The sequence below is a fragment of the Endozoicomonas sp. genome (assembly GCF_965196975.1).
GTDB lineage: Bacteria > Pseudomonadota > Gammaproteobacteria > Pseudomonadales > Endozoicomonadaceae > Endozoicomonas.
On sequence record NZ_OZ239981.1, the window covers coordinates 842,700 to 857,096 of the forward strand.

At 48.2% G+C, this 14,397-nt stretch carries 10 protein-coding genes; 8 read left to right on the plus strand and 2 right to left on the minus strand.

Annotated features, from left to right (window positions below; translation table 11 throughout):
* Positions 1-131: 131 nt before the first annotated feature.
* From ahpC to ACOCLE_RS03800, 8 genes are all read left to right on the plus strand, one after another.
* Positions 132-701, plus strand: coding sequence for an alkyl hydroperoxide reductase subunit C (gene ahpC, locus ACOCLE_RS03765; RefSeq protein WP_419535568.1), 570 nt, complete (start codon positions 132-134; stop codon positions 699-701).
* A gap of 213 nt (positions 702-914) precedes the next feature.
* Complete coding sequence (gene ahpF / locus ACOCLE_RS03770; protein ID WP_419535569.1) at positions 915-2,510, plus strand: alkyl hydroperoxide reductase subunit F; 1,596 nt, start codon at positions 915-917, stop codon at positions 2,508-2,510.
* A 401-nt stretch (positions 2,511-2,911) separates the two neighbouring features.
* Entirely contained in the window at positions 2,912-3,814 is a 903-nt protein-coding gene (locus tag ACOCLE_RS03775; RefSeq protein ID WP_419535570.1) for a homeobox domain-containing protein, read from the plus strand.
* Between the two features lie 189 nt (positions 3,815-4,003).
* On the plus strand, positions 4,004-5,323 hold the full coding sequence (locus ACOCLE_RS03780) for a 3-hydroxyacyl-CoA dehydrogenase NAD-binding domain-containing protein (RefSeq protein ID WP_419535571.1): 1,320 nt from the start codon (positions 4,004-4,006) through the stop codon (positions 5,321-5,323).
* A gap of 217 nt (positions 5,324-5,540) precedes the next feature.
* Positions 5,541-7,046: an IS66 family transposase gene (tnpC, locus tag ACOCLE_RS03785; RefSeq protein WP_419532963.1), complete on the plus strand. Its 1,506-nt coding sequence runs from the start codon at positions 5,541-5,543 to the stop codon at positions 7,044-7,046.
* Between the two features lie 27 nt (positions 7,047-7,073).
* Positions 7,074-9,476 carry a DNA polymerase II gene (locus ACOCLE_RS03790; protein ID WP_419535572.1) on the plus strand — a complete coding sequence of 801 codons (2,403 nt, stop codon included), beginning with the start codon at positions 7,074-7,076 and terminating at the stop codon, positions 9,474-9,476.
* Between the two features lie 80 nt (positions 9,477-9,556).
* Positions 9,557-11,128 (plus strand): long-chain-fatty-acid--CoA ligase, encoded by a 1,572-nt coding sequence (locus ACOCLE_RS03795; protein ID WP_419535573.1) that lies wholly within the window; start codon positions 9,557-9,559, stop codon positions 11,126-11,128.
* 151 nt (positions 11,129-11,279) lie between these two features.
* Complete coding sequence (locus tag ACOCLE_RS03800; RefSeq protein ID WP_419535574.1) at positions 11,280-13,481, plus strand: YgiQ family radical SAM protein; 2,202 nt, start codon at positions 11,280-11,282, stop codon at positions 13,479-13,481.
* Between the two features lie 25 nt (positions 13,482-13,506).
* On the opposite strand, the gene ACOCLE_RS03805 is transcribed toward ACOCLE_RS03800, so the two are convergent.
* A complete protein-coding gene (locus ACOCLE_RS03805) occupies positions 13,507-13,842 on the minus strand; it encodes a hypothetical protein (protein WP_419535575.1) in 336 nt (111 codons plus the stop codon).
* A 21-nt stretch (positions 13,843-13,863) separates the two neighbouring features.
* The gene (locus ACOCLE_RS03810) at positions 13,864-14,211 is read right to left on the minus strand and encodes a hypothetical protein (RefSeq protein WP_419535576.1); all 348 of its coding nucleotides are present in this window, start codon (positions 14,209-14,211) and stop codon (positions 13,864-13,866) included.
* Between the last annotated feature and the right edge of the window lie 186 nt (positions 14,212-14,397).

Genomic DNA, 14,397 nt, shown 5'->3' on the forward strand with positions numbered 1-14,397 from the left:
TTCGGTAATCCGAATTTTTGTCAATTAAATAAATCTATTGGGGGTATTCTTTTAATTAATTTTGATGTTCGATGGTTTGGTCGTAATCTTTATCACGTGAAAGACACAAACCAACCGAGAAGGTAAATCAAATGACTCAATCTCTGATTAACACCGTTATCAAGCCATTCAAAGCCACTGCTTTCCACAATGGCGAGTTTGTGGATGTGACTGAACAGAGCCTGCTGGGCAAGTGGTCTGTTGTGTTCTTCTACCCAGCTGACTTCACTTTTGTCTGCCCAACTGAGCTGGGTGATGTGGCTGACCATTATGAGCAGCTGCAGGCCATGGGTGTAGAAGTATACTCTGTGTCTACTGACACGCACTTCACCCATAAGGCATGGCACGACAGCTCAGAAACTATCAAGAAAATCCAGTTCCCAATGATCGGCGATCCAACTGGCACCATTACCCGCAACTTCGGTGTGATGATTGAAGAAGAAGGTCTGGCACTGCGTGGCACCTTTGTAATCAATCCAGAAGGTGAAATCAAGGCCATCGAAACCAACGACCTGGGCATTGGCCGCTCCGCTAAAGACCTGGTTCGCAAGGTACAGGCTGCCCAGTACATCGCTGAGCACGACGGTGAAGTTTGCCCAGCTGCATGGCAGCCAGGTGAAGAGACTCTGGCTCCTTCCCTGGATCTGGTTGGCAAGATCTAAACAATAGATCGCCGCTGATTGCCTGCCCGGACAGCCAGTCCGGGCAGGCTCAAAAGCTGACCAGGAATGCTGACTAAGCCGCTATTCATCATTCCTGGTCAGCTTTACAGAGGCTTGTCTGAGAAACCTGTTCAGAAAAAGCCCAGAAAAAGAAAGTAAAAAATCATCTTTCGCCTTACCAATACCGTTTTTGAAATAAATAGGGGTGCGACCATGCTCGACACAAATATGAAAACCCAGTTACAAAACTACCTGCAGAATCTGAAAACATCCGTTGAGCTGGTGGTATTCCTGGACGACAGCAATAAGTCCGCTGAGATGGAATCTCTGGCAAACGACATTGCCAGCCTGTCTGATAAGGTATCTGTTACTAAAGCAGATAACTCTCTTTCCGAGAAAGCAGAGCGCAAACCTTCCATGCTGGTTCGCTCTGCGGCGACGGGCAGTGAAATCCGCTTTGCCGGCCTGCCCATGGGACATGAGTTTACTTCTCTGGTTCTGGCCCTTCTGCACAGTGGTGGCCACCCGATCAAGGTGGATGAAGCGGTAGCAGAACAGGTAAAAGCGCTGGAAGGTAACTACCGCTTTGAAACTTACGTTTCCCTGAGCTGCCAGAACTGCCCGGATGTGGTGCAGGCACTGAACATCATGTCAGCGCTGAATCCAAACATCACCAATGTGATGATTGATGGAGCCTTGTTCCCAAAAGAAGTGGATGAGCGGAAAATCATGGCTGTGCCATCGGTTTACCTGAACGGTGAACTGTTTGCCCAGGGGCGCATCTCCCTTCAGGAGATTCTGAACAAGCTGGATACTGGAGCTGCTCAGCGTCAGGCGGAAGCCATCTCTGAAAAAGCCCCGTTTGACGTGCTGGTGGTTGGCGGTGGCCCAGCCGGTGCTTCAGCTGCAATCTACAGTGCCCGTAAAGGCATTCGTACCGGTATCGTGGCTGACCGTTTTGGTGGCCAGGTGATGGATACTGTCGGTATTGAAAACTTTATCTCTGTTAAAGCGACAGAGGGCCCTAAACTGGCGGCGAGTCTGGAAGAGCATGTTCGTGACTACGATGTGGATATCATGACTCAGCAGCGTGCCAGCCGGATTGTTGCGGCCGAGCAGGTGGGTGACCTGATTCAAATTGAGCTGGAAAGCGGTGCAACCTTGAAGAGTCGCTCACTGGTCATTGCTACCGGTGCCCGCTGGAGAGAGATGAACGTTCCGGGTGAGCAGGAGTATCGTGGTAAAGGTGTCGCTTACTGCCCACACTGTGACGGACCTTTGTTCAAGGGTAAGAAAGTTGCTGTAATTGGTGGAGGTAACTCCGGTATTGAAGCGGCCATCGACCTTGCGGGTATTGTTGAACACGTGACGGTTCTTGAATTCGACAGCAAACTGCGGGCGGACGAAGTGTTGCAGCGCAAGGCGCGCTCCATGGGTAATATCGATATCATTACCGAAGCGCTGACGACTGAAGTGCTGGGCGATGGCGAGAAGGTGACCGGGCTGCGTTACACCGATCGAGCCACCGATGAGAGCAAAGCCGTTGAGCTGTCGGGTATCTTTGTCCAGATTGGCCTGGTACCTAACGCCGAGTTTCTGAAAGGTACTCTGGAATTGAGCCCACGTGGCGAGATCATCGTCGGAGCCCAGGGGGAAACATCGCTTCCAGGTGTATTTGCAGCGGGCGATGTAACGACCGCACCTTATAAGCAGATTATTATTGCCATGGGCAGTGGCGCTACTGCGGCACTGGGAGCTTTTGATTATCTGATTCGTACACCGGAGCCTCAACAGCAGAAAGCGGCTTGAGGTAGTTAAAGAATTAATAAAAACCTGCAGTTTAACTGCAGGTTTTTTTTATACGCTCAAAAAATAGGATTGAAGGTTGAGCTATTCAAAAAAGCATATAAATTTGATTGTTTAATAGTAATTACAGGAAACTATTTTTAATTAGATTTTTTGATTCTTGCGTCTAGTATGGGTCTATCTACAATGAACTGGCTGAATTTATGTATCCGACAGGCCTTATCCCCAACCCTTCTGACATATCTTTGCATGACGCTGTTAGTGCACCCGAAACGGTTCAAAGCAGTTCAGCAGGTGGAGCAGAAGCGAGACAAACACCTTCTTATGGCAGGTTTTCTGTAGCGCGCTCTGAGACACTTCCAGTCTATTCTGTGCACAGTTTATTTCCTGTGATGTCACAGGCAATGGATGCTTCAACTTCAAGAGATTTTGGCTCAGGGATTTCAAGTGTCGGTGATGTATCAAGGAATATGCCTCTGCTTCATCAGGCTGCTATGGCACCGGGTTTGGATCCTTACAGTAGTTACAGGCGGCTCTATCAGGAAGCGGCAAGACATTACATGGAGTCTGGTTTTGGGGCTTATGACTGGACAGCAGCTTCGAAAAATGCGTTGGGGGTGAGCAGTGATAGTGGCCAGCCTGCTTCTTCTGAGAGGTTAAAAAAAGAGGCTGATGCGAATGAACTGTGTTCTCAGCAAACAGGCCTCCAGCAAAAGGGACGCAAAACACGTACTAACTTTCCAGAGTGGAAAGTTCATGAACTAAATAAGGCGTTCGCTCAACATAATCGTTATATTTCGGGCACTGATCGTTCGAGGCTTGCTTCAAGTCTGCAGATGACTGACGAACAGGTAAAAGTATGGTTTCAGAATAAAAGGACGAATAGCAAAAAACAGCTTACTCAAGGAAGTGGAAGCAACTTCGTTCAAAATATGGAGGCATCCAGAGCTGTTCCCCGAGCTTTTTTGGCCAGTCAGCAAACGTCTCCATTTTTTTTGCAAGGAGTGGGGGGGCAGAAGACATACACATTACTTTCTGATAGAGACGTTGTTTTTAGTACCACCGCGCAATCACCCATTGTTGCACTTCGAGAAATGTTAGCCAAGTTCAATAGTGTTCCAGAGTCACGGTCTGCCCATTCTGCTGCTGGCTCAAGTCAGTCTCGATGTCCTGAGCGAGAACTTCCTATAGCTGCCACACACACAGTTACAGGAGGTTTAACTGGAGGGTATGACGAGTCGGATTCTTCCAGTTCAAGCAGTCGTGAATCTTCACAAGAAGATTCATTGCGGAATGATGGGCAATGAATCAGCGTTATTTAAAAATAGAGGATGATTGCTCTTTTACACTTTGAGTATTTTCTAGTTTTTAGAATAGACCTCTAACCCAGACTAAAATTGAATTATTTTTAATTTCAGGTTTGAGGCATCATGTTCCAGCGCTGGCTGCTCATAAAATTTATTTTCGCTTCTCTCTTGGCTCTCAGTTATACCTTATTGAGTTTTGCTGATACGGTTGTTGTTCTGGGCTATGGAAAAACAGGCAAGGTATTTACTCAGAAAGTGCAACACAAATTGGGTGACGATACGAAGATTGTGATTGTAGATATTGAGCCCAAAAGAATTGATGAAGCTAAAGAACGCTGGGGTGCAGAGTCAGGCCAACATACGTTCACCTATAAAACCCATTACGATCAGGTTCTGGAGAGTGAATGGGCTGATACCATTTTTGTTCAGGAGTTGATTACCGAAAATGTGAAGGCAAAGCAGGCTCTGATTGATGGTGTGCTGAATAAGCTGGAGTCTGCTGGCAAAACCGATGTGGTGGTGGCCAGCAATACCTCGTCTATTCCTGTCTCCGTTCTCACGGAACATCTACCGGAGCATCAGAAAACCAGAGTGTCCGTGAATCATATGTATTCTCCCCATAGCGCAGCCAGTGAGGTGGGGGTGCTATACGGCCCTGTTACTGAAGGTGATTCACCACTGTCAGCTGACCAAGCAGAAAAACGGTTGCAGGCTGAACGAACCGCCAGAGCCGTAGAAGCGTTTAATGCCCGGTTGGACATAGCGTCGTTTCGCTTACATAACCATGGTCTGGAGATTAAGGATCAGATTGGTCACTCTTTTAATCGCATCTGGTTTCGGATTAAAGAACACTTCATCGATATGCTGGGTAAAAATCTTATCAACCGGCAGCTGGCAGATTTAGCGTTTATTATTGTCTATAACCGGCCACTGGGTATTTTTGGGACTATGGATATGATTGGTCTGAATGCTGCCATTGATATTCTCCATGTCTGGAAAACCTATGGCGCCTGCTCTTCTGAAATGCCGCTTTTTATCCGTGATATGGCTGAAAAAGGAGAGACATTTTACCCTCCCTGTACCCGGCCTGACTGCACTCAGAAAAATATTGCCAGGTTATGGGAGACTGGCGCTGCCAACCAGGCAGGTCTGCTTGAGTATGGTTGGCAAAATGGTCTGATGGATCCTCACTGGGAAAGTGATGTCCATAGAATGGTTCATAAAGAGTTGAATCTGGAAGAGCGATATCCAGAAGTCGCTGACCATGCTGTTCCTGATGGAAGTGACGTTATTGACTATCTGAATGTCAGCTCACAGCTACGTCTGGCGGTCTATCTGTTAGCAGGCATTACCATAAAGGAGTATCGACACACGGTGGTTCGTAACAACGTCATATCGCCGGAGAGTATGGACCGTCTGGTTAACATTCTTACCGGGCAGGATCGTCTCTTCAGCAGGCTGAATCAATGGTTCCCGGTCTCTTTTGGTTTGACTGAGGTTGCTTTTTGAGATGCCTGTTGCTTATAAAACCAGATCAATCTGAGGGCATGACAAAAGCCGTTTTGAAGAGTGGGAAGTTGATGATCGCTATCTGACCTTTCTTATTTAATCAAGGTAAGATGGTACTATCTTCATTTGTAACTATTCAGCACCCTTCATATAAATCTGGAATTTTCTGATTTTTCGACCATCATCTTATACTCAATTTTTCTAACAAATCTCCAGTATGGAACCAGACTTCCCAGCTACTCCGTTTACCGAAGCTCTCCTTAAAGAGAATGAAGAGCTTCGGACCGAGAATGCGCTTTTACGGGAACGTTGCAGCGAACTGGAAGAAAGGGTTAATAAAAACAGTCAAAACAGTAGTAAGCCACCATCGTCAGATGGTTATCAAAAGCCCAGTAAAAAAGGGAGTGATAAAGGTGATACATCTTCCAAAGAAGCCCCCTGCTCCTCACAGGAAACACCGAACCCCAAAAGCCTTAGACCATCTTCAGGCAATAAACCAGGTGGCCAGAAAGGTCATCAAGGCTCTTGTTTGAGACGTGTCGCCTTACCCGATTATGTCAGGCATCTGAAGGTTGAAAAATGTTGCTGTTGCCAGTCTTCGCTTATCGATATTAAACCCACCAAATACATTGAGCGACAGGTTTTTGATCCAGGTAGACCCGGAGAATTTGAAGTTACCGCGTACTGGGCAGACGTTAAAGTATGTCCTTGTGGTAAACGGAACACCGCTGAGTTTCCCCAAGGAGTGAAAGCCGCTGCTCAATACGGAGAAGTGACTCAGGCAATGGCTGTTCATTTAAACCAGTATCACTTCATCCCATATCACCGGGTGTCTGAGTATTTCAATACTATTTATTGCATGAGTGTCAGCGCAGGCTCTGTTGCCAATTTTGTTGCCTATACCCATGAGAACCTGGCCTCTACTGAGCAGAGTATCCGCGATGCTTTACAAGAAAGTCCGGTTGCAGGAGCGGATGAAACTGGCATGCGGGTTGACGGTTCACTGTGGTGGTTACACATTATGCGAGATGACCAATGGACGCTTTACTACCTCTCAGAAAGGCGAGGTTGTGAAGCAATGGATGCAATGGGCATCCTGCTGACTTTTGCAGGCATTCTGGTTCACGATCATTGGAAGTCCTACTTTGCCTATGCGGCAGTGCATGTGCTTTGTAATGCCCATCATCTGAGAGAGCTTCAGGGAGTTGTCGATAGGGATGCGAATAAGCTGGCTCTGCGGCTGATGAAATTGCTTACGCTCTCCTGGCACTTCTGCAAGAAATACAAAGCAGCCGGTCTGACTCAAATGCCTGGTGCAATACAGCTTCGCATTGAGACGATATACGACCAAATCCTTCAAAGGGCTCTCACGAAGGAAACCGCTTATATGGAAAAACAACGACAGGTGCTTGGACGTAAGAAGGTCAGGAATACCAAGGCCTACAACCTGTTCAAAAGGCTTATTGAGTTTAAGGTTGAAACGTTGCGCTTCATGTCGGACTTTTCAATTCCCTTCGATAACAATGGCAGTGAACGTGATGCCAGGATGGCCAAACTTAAGCAGAAGATCTCAGGCTGCTTCAGAAGCGAAGACGGAGGTACCATGTTTACCCGAATCCGAAGCTATTTATCATCTGCTAAAAAGCAGGGGTTGAACATATTTCAGGCGCTTCTTAAAGCGGTTCGAAATTACAACAATACGCCTTTGCTGGGTGCTGAATAGTTACCTTCATTTTTCACAATCTTAAGAATGGCATCAGGACAAAAAGGTTTTCTATTAAGCAGGCAGAGTTCTGACCGGCGTAACCAGACTGAAATGCTGTTCTGGCTGGTGACCGATGACCAGCCGGTATGTCTGGTTATCGAAGGGGAGCAGCCCGTCTTTTTTGTAGAAACGGCTGCGTTTAAACAGGCTGAAACGCTGCTGAACCATGCTCAGATAACCTTTTCCCTTCGGCACCTGGAACTGACCACGTTTCATCATCAGCCTGTTACAGCACTCTACTTCAATACCGTTGATAGCAGCCAGCGAGCTCGGCGGTTACTCAGTTCTGACTCTCTGCCCATATATGAAGCCGATATCCGCCTCCATGACCGCTACCTGATGGAGCGTTTTACCTATGGGCCTCTGGCGTTTACCGGTGAGCCGATACAGAAACTGGGGTTTCTGGAGTATCGTCATGCCCGTATCCGCCCAGCCTACTATGTGCCGTCATTTCGGGTTATTTCTCTGGATGTTGAGTGTTCAGCCAGAGGAGAGCTTTACTCAATCGGTCTCTATGGGGAGAACCTCTCGACGGTCATCATGATTGGAGAGCCTTCAGCGGATGAAAAACCTTCAGCATATAAAAAGCCTTCAACAGATAATCACTCGGAAGGTATCGATATTCTGTGGGTTGCTGATGAACGGGCATTGCTTGAAGCACTGGAAGTGCAGGTAGCACAGTACGATCCGGATCTGTTCATTGGCTGGAATGTGATTAACTTCGATTTCCGGCTCTTATTGAAGCGTGCGACCCTGCACAGAATGTCATTAACGCTGGGTCGAGGTCGTCAGTCTGCCAGCTGGCGGGAGCGAAACAGTGATGCTGGTGAAGGCTATGTTTTAATACCCGGTCGTATGGTGATTGATGGCATTGATGCATTAAAGTCTGCCACCTGGCACTTTGAAAGCTTCAGCCTGGAATCGGTTGCCCGGGAGTTGTTAGGTAAGGGAAAAGCCATTAACGACGTGAGTAATCGGATGAGCGAAATTACTCACGACTTTCATCACAATAAGCAGAAACTGGCGAAATACAATCTGGAAGACTGTCGTCTGGTAACGGAGATATTTGAAACAACGCGATTGCTGGATTTTCTCCGGTTACGCAGTGAACTGACCGGGCTGGAGCTGGATCGAATTGGTGGTTCCGTTCAGGCTTTTACCAATCTCTATCTGCCGAAACTGCATCGAGCCGGGTATGTAGCGCCGAATCTTCCTGATGATGGAGGCCTGGCTTCTCCAGGCGGCTATGTGATGGATTCAGTGCCGGGCTTATACAGTCATGTGCTGGTTCTGGATTTTAAAAGCCTGTACCCCTCCATTATCCGGACGTTCAAGATTGATCCTCTGGGGCTGGTGGAAGGGTTGAAAGACCCTGATCATGCGATTCCCGGTTTTAAAGGGGCTGTATTCTCCAGAGAGCGGCATTTTTTACCTAAGATTATTACTCAGCTCTGGCAACAGAGGGATCAGGCCAAGGCAGAAAAAGACAGCGCTCGCTCTCAGGCGATCAAAATCCTGATGAACTCTTTTTATGGGGTTCTTGGTTCTGGCGGCTGCCGCTTTTACGACACCCGACTGGCCAGCTCCATCACCATGCGCGGCCATGAGATCATGCAGCAGACCTCCCGGTGGGTTGAAGAGCAGGGGCATCAGGTGATCTACGGTGATACGGATTCCATTTTTGTTCTGCTGGGCGAAACGCTTTCTCATGCTGAGGCTGATGAGATTGGGCAGAGCCTTGCCGCAGAAATTAATGATCGATGGAAAGCATTGTTGATGACTTCCTATGGGTTAACGTCCTGTCTGGAGATGGAGTATGAAACCCACTATCGACGATTTTTGATGCCGACCATTCGTGGCTCTGAAACGGGCAGCAAGAAGCGTTATGCGGGTTTGAAAGTGGGTAAAGGCAGTGAAGAGCTCATTTGTAAGGGGCTTGAGACCGTTCGGTCAGACTGGACGTCAATTGCACGGGAATTTCAGGCCGAGTTGCTCAGACTGACATTTGCAGGCCGTGATCCTTCAGCCTACATACTGGAAACAGTTGAAGCTGTCAGAGCCGGGAAAAAAGACGATCAACTGGTGTATAAGAAGAGGTTACGTCGCCGTTTGAATGACTACGTGAAAAATGTTCCTCCTCAGGTTCGTGCTGCGCGAATGGCTGATGATCAGAACCGGGCAGCAGGTAAGCCTCTTCAGTACCAGAACAAAGGTTCTGTTCAATATCTCATTACGGTTAATGGCCCAGAGTCTATCGAATATCTAAACAGTGCCATTGATTATGAGCACTATGTTGCCAAACAGCTAAAGCCCATTGCGGACGGTATCCTGCCTTTTGTGGATATGGACTTTGACAAAATCATTACGTCTCAGACCAGTTTGTTTTAATAACCTGGTTTGAGCTTTCACAGGTCGCTGTCTACTTTCTGAAGGGAGTCATTTGATATTCTCTTTAGGGTGCTGGTTTTATGTCCAATCTTGCTGATTTCCTTTATCGGAGTGCTGCTGTCTATCCGGATAAAACTGCCATTGTGTTTGGTGACCTGCGAATCAGTTATCAGGTCTTAAAAGATGCAGCAGCCAGTATTGGTAAAGGACTGCAGCAACAGGGCATAAAACCCGGTGACCGGGTTGCCATGAGCTGTCCCAATATTCCCCAGTTCCTGATGGTGTATTACGGGATTCTCAGTGCCGGTGCCGCTGTGGTGCCCCTGAACATTCTATTAAAGCCTAAGGAAATTGCTTACCACCTGACAGACAGTCAGGCGGTTGCCTTTCTGTGTTTCGAAGGTTCGGATGAACTGCCACTGGGGCAGTTTGGGCTGGAGGCTTTTCAGCAGGTAAGCAGTTGCGAACACTTTTTTGCGATTACCGGAGACCTTAAAACGGAGGAGTGGAGAGGTGAGTCGACTCTCTCAGCTTTGCTTTCAGGCAGCGCATTGGACGACCCACAGGATAGAGGGGCAAACGATACGGCGGCGATTCTCTACACGTCTGGCACAACTGGCCGGCCAAAAGGCGCTGAACTGACGCACCATAATCTGTCGATGAACGCATTGATCTGTTCAGACCTTTTGATGACGGATGTGAATGATACCCACCTGGTGGTTATGCCGTTATTCCATACTTTTGCACAGACAGCGCATATGCTTCATGCCGTGGCATCAGCATCCACAATGGTATTGATGGTTCGCTTCGACGCTTCGAAAACACTGAAACTGCTGGCGCAGGAGAAGATTACCTTCTTTGCTGGTGTACCCACCATGTATATTGCCCTGAATGGTGCTGAGGCTGAGTTGTCTAAGGATGACCGGCAAATCATTACCGACAGTTTGAGGCTGTGTATCAGTGGTGGAGGTCCTATGCCTTTGGAAGTCATGAAGGCATTTGAGGGCAATTTTAAGGTCACCATTCTTGAAGGCTATGGTCTCTCAGAGACTTCGCCGGTAGCTTGTTTTAATACTCTGGACCAGGAACGCATTCCCGGCTCCATTGGCCGGCCCATTCCTGGTGTCGCACTAAAAGTGATTGATGATGGAGGAAATGCTTTGCCTTTTGGTCAGGATGGTGAGCTGGCCATTCGTGGCCATAACGTGATGAAAGGGTATTTCAACAAGCCGGAACAGACTGCTGAGGTGCTGAAGGGTGGATGGTTCTATACGGGTGATATTGCCCATCGAGATGAAGCGGGTAACTACTACATTGTTGACCGTAAGAAGGATCTGATTATTCGCGGTGGTTTTAATGTGTATCCCAGGGAGGTGGAGGAAGTATTACTGGCACACCCGGACATTATGCAGGCGGCGGTTATTGGTGTACCTGATGATTATTATGTGGAAGAGATTATGGCCTGCCTGATTCTGCATGAAGGTTGCGAACTTCCCCCTGAGCTGGTTAAGACCTGGGCAAGGCAGCAACTGGGCGACTACAAATACCCAAGATATGTTCGAATTTTTCAGGAATTTCCGCTCAGTGCCACTGGGAAAATATTAAAAAGAGAGTTGAGAGAGCTGGTAAAAAGAGAAGATAAAGGGCAGTAATCTTCGCTTTGTTGATGAATTGAAACGTAATTTTCTGTTTTTTCTTATCAGGCTTTCGATAATCATCACTGCATGATTTAAATACCGGGGTAGGACTGACGGGCGATTTCTGTGAAAATAGCCCGTTTTTCATCACAGCACCGAAGACTTCATGCCCACACCAAAAACTGCCCCTGACCTGTTTTCATACCCCAAGTACTGGGCAGAGTGTTATGGCACAGCCCCGTACCTGCCTATGTCCCGCCAGGAAATGGACGATTTGGGCTGGGACTCCTGCGACATCATTATTGTGACTGGTGATGCTTATGTAGACCATCCCAGCTTTGGTATGGCCGTTATTGGCCGCTTTCTGGAATCTCAGGGGTTTCGTGTAGGGATTATTGCCCAGCCAGACTGGAGCAATGCTGAAGACTTCAAGCGTCTGGGGAAACCCAACCTGTTCTTTGGTGTGACCGGCGGCAATATGGACTCCATGATCAACCGGTACACGGCTGATTTGAAAGTTCGTAATGACGATGCTTATACACCCAATGCGGAGCCCGGCAAGCGGCCAGATCGTTCGGTGATTGTTTATAGCCAGCGTTGCAAAGAGGCGTACAGTGAGGTTCCGGTCATTCTGGGGGGGATTGAAGCCAGTCTTCGCCGTATAGCTCAGTATGATTACTGGAGTGATGAGGTTCGACGTTCAGTTCTCGTGGATGCAACCGCAGAAATTTTGCTGTACGGCAATGCTGAAAGGGCCATGGCAGAAGTGGCCGACCGGTTGGCTGCCGGGGTTAATATTCGAGATATCCATGATGTTCGCGGTACCGTGGTTGTGAAGCCGCAGGTGCCTGGTGGTTGGACAGAAATCGACTCTTCCCGAATCGATTGGCCACGGGATATCAGTTCTCTGCAGGAAGCATTTGGATCCAGCCCCTACGACTATAAAGAAGAAGAAAGCTGTCAAACCGAAGAGAGTGCATCCATTAATGAGGTTCAGCCGGTGCGGATTATTCCGATGCCACTGCATCGTGAAGAAAAGCTGAACCCTGAAACGACTTGTATCCGACTGCCTTCGTTTGAAAAAGTGCGCAATGACCCGTCACTTTATGCCCATGCTTCGAGAGTGTTGCATCAGGAATCCAATCCGCACAATGCCAGGGTATTGGTACAGAAGCATTGCAACCGTGAACTCTGGGTCAATCCGCCACCAATCCCGCTGGAAACGCCTGAGATTGATGGTGTCTTTGGTCTGTTCTATCAGCGCCGACCACATCCGTCTTATGGTCATGCCAAAATTCCGGCCTACGATATGATCAAAACCTCTGTAAATATTATGCGGGGGTGTTTTGGTGGGTGTTCATTCTGCTCGATCACGGAACACGAAGGGCGAGTGATCCAGAGTCGTTCACATGAGTCGGTGCTGGCAGAGTTGGAGGATATTCGCGAGAAGGTGCCAGGCTTTACCGGACAGATTTCTGATCTGGGTGGCCCGACTGCCAATATGTATCATCTGAACTGTAAGGATGATCAGATTCAGGCCAGCTGTCGTCGGCTATCCTGCGTCTTCCCCGGGATCTGCAAAAACCTGAAAACATCACACAAGCAGACCACTGAACTCTATCGGAAAGCCCGGGCTATACCGGGTATTAAGAAAATCGCCATTGCCTCTGGCCTTCGCTATGATCTGGCCGTGGAAGACCCGGAATATGTGGAAGAGCTGGTGACGCATCATGTAGGTGGCTATTTAAAGATTGCGCCGGAGCATACTGAAAAAGGCACCCTGGATTTAATGATGAAACCGGGGATGGGGACCTATGATGCCTTTAAAAAAATGTTTGAGCACTTCTCCCAGAAGGCGGGTAAAAAGCAGTATCTGATTCCTTACTTTATTGCTGCTCACCCTGGCTGTGAGGATGAAGATATGTTGAACCTGTCTCTATGGCTGAAGAAAAACAAATTCCGTGTGGATCAGGTGCAGACATTCTATCCATCACCCATGTCACTGGCGACGGCCATGTATCATGCTGAGAAGAACCCGCTGAAGCGGGTCAGCTACAAGAGCCCCCGGCTGTATACACCAAGAACATTGGATCAGCGTCGTCTGCAGAAGGCATTTCTCCGTTATCACGACGCAAAGAACTGGCCCTTCCTGCGTCAGGCGCTGCGGGATATGAACCGTTCTGACCTGATTGGTCCCGGCAAGCATCAGCTGATTCCAGAAGAAGAAAGCAAGGGACAGAGAAGGTCGGGGCAGCGGGTACATTCGCAGGGTGACTTCCAGAAAGCCTGGGGTGGTCAGTGGGATAACCGCAATTCCAGGACATCAAAGAGCTCCTCTGCCCGTCAGAAAAAAGGACGGCGCAGATAAAAGAAAAAGTCGTTTAAAAAGCTGCCTATGGATAAGCCCCACTGGGAGGCACCACAGGCCCCAGTCCTATTCGGCACTTATTAAACCCTTCCTGCCAGCCACTGCGATACTCTTCGTAGGTGCCTGGCAGTTCTGGAGCCTGCTCCCATCCTGTCTGGAGCAGGCCTTCATCTCTTTCTGCTGCGCTGCATCCCATGTACTGGCCATAAGTCCTCATATTGGTGTAAAGCGTATTGTCCTGCGTGATATCCGGCGGAGGGGGCATGTTTCTCTGCGGTGACATCGGTTGATCAGTGGTAGAGCAGGCAAAAAGTACTGGCAGCATCAGGAAAATTGATGCCCGTTTCATGAATAGAAACATCGGTCGCTCCAAAGATCTGATTCAAGGGTATAGGTCACCTGGGGGGACGATGGGGCCTCCCGGGTTTTCTTCGGGACCCTGCTCTTTCCTGCATTTTCTGAATCCGGCTTCCCAACCGCTTAGGTAATCTTCATAGGAGCCTGGAAGGGAAGGGGACTTTACCCAGCCATCCTGTGGTCCGCCACGATTTCTTTTCCCAGCCTGGCAGCCCATAAACTGGCCATACGTTGCCATATTGGTAAAGCCGGGCTTCTCCTGAAGTGTATCGGGGTATATAAACGAGGCGTCTTTCTTTGGATGCTCTTGCGTATCGACAAACGAGCAGGCAACAACGGTTGATAGTACCAAAGCAAGTGATGCTTGTTTCATTGATGAAAACACCAGCGGCACCCCGATTGGAATAAAACTGGAATCAGTATAATTGAAATTCCGGAAACAACGGCTTTTTGGCTTATTACAAAAACATTGTTTTGTATATTTTTTAAGTCACTAACAAATTTCCAGCTACTATTAACTGCTTGTCCAATAACAGTAACAATAATTTTTTACAGACTA

Coding starts and splice junctions, on each gene's coding strand:
- ahpC (WP_419535568.1), top strand. CDS start 132: ATGACTCAATCTCTGATTAACACCGTTATCAAGCCATTCAAAGCCACT.
- ahpF (WP_419535569.1), top strand. CDS start 915: ATGCTCGACACAAATATGAAAACCCAGTTACAAAACTACCTGCAGAAT.
- ACOCLE_RS03775 (WP_419535570.1), top strand. CDS start 2,912: ATGGATGCTTCAACTTCAAGAGATTTTGGCTCAGGGATTTCAAGTGTC.
- tnpC (WP_419532963.1), top strand. CDS start 5,541: ATGGAACCAGACTTCCCAGCTACTCCGTTTACCGAAGCTCTCCTTAAA.
- ACOCLE_RS03790 (WP_419535572.1), top strand. CDS start 7,074: ATGGCATCAGGACAAAAAGGTTTTCTATTAAGCAGGCAGAGTTCTGAC.
- ACOCLE_RS03795 (WP_419535573.1), top strand. CDS start 9,557: ATGTCCAATCTTGCTGATTTCCTTTATCGGAGTGCTGCTGTCTATCCG.
- ACOCLE_RS03800 (WP_419535574.1), top strand. CDS start 11,280: ATGCCCACACCAAAAACTGCCCCTGACCTGTTTTCATACCCCAAGTAC.
- ACOCLE_RS03805 (WP_419535575.1), bottom strand. CDS start 13,842: ATGTTTCTATTCATGAAACGGGCATCAATTTTCCTGATGCTGCCAGTA.
- ACOCLE_RS03810 (WP_419535576.1), bottom strand. CDS start 14,211: ATGAAACAAGCATCACTTGCTTTGGTACTATCAACCGTTGTTGCCTGC.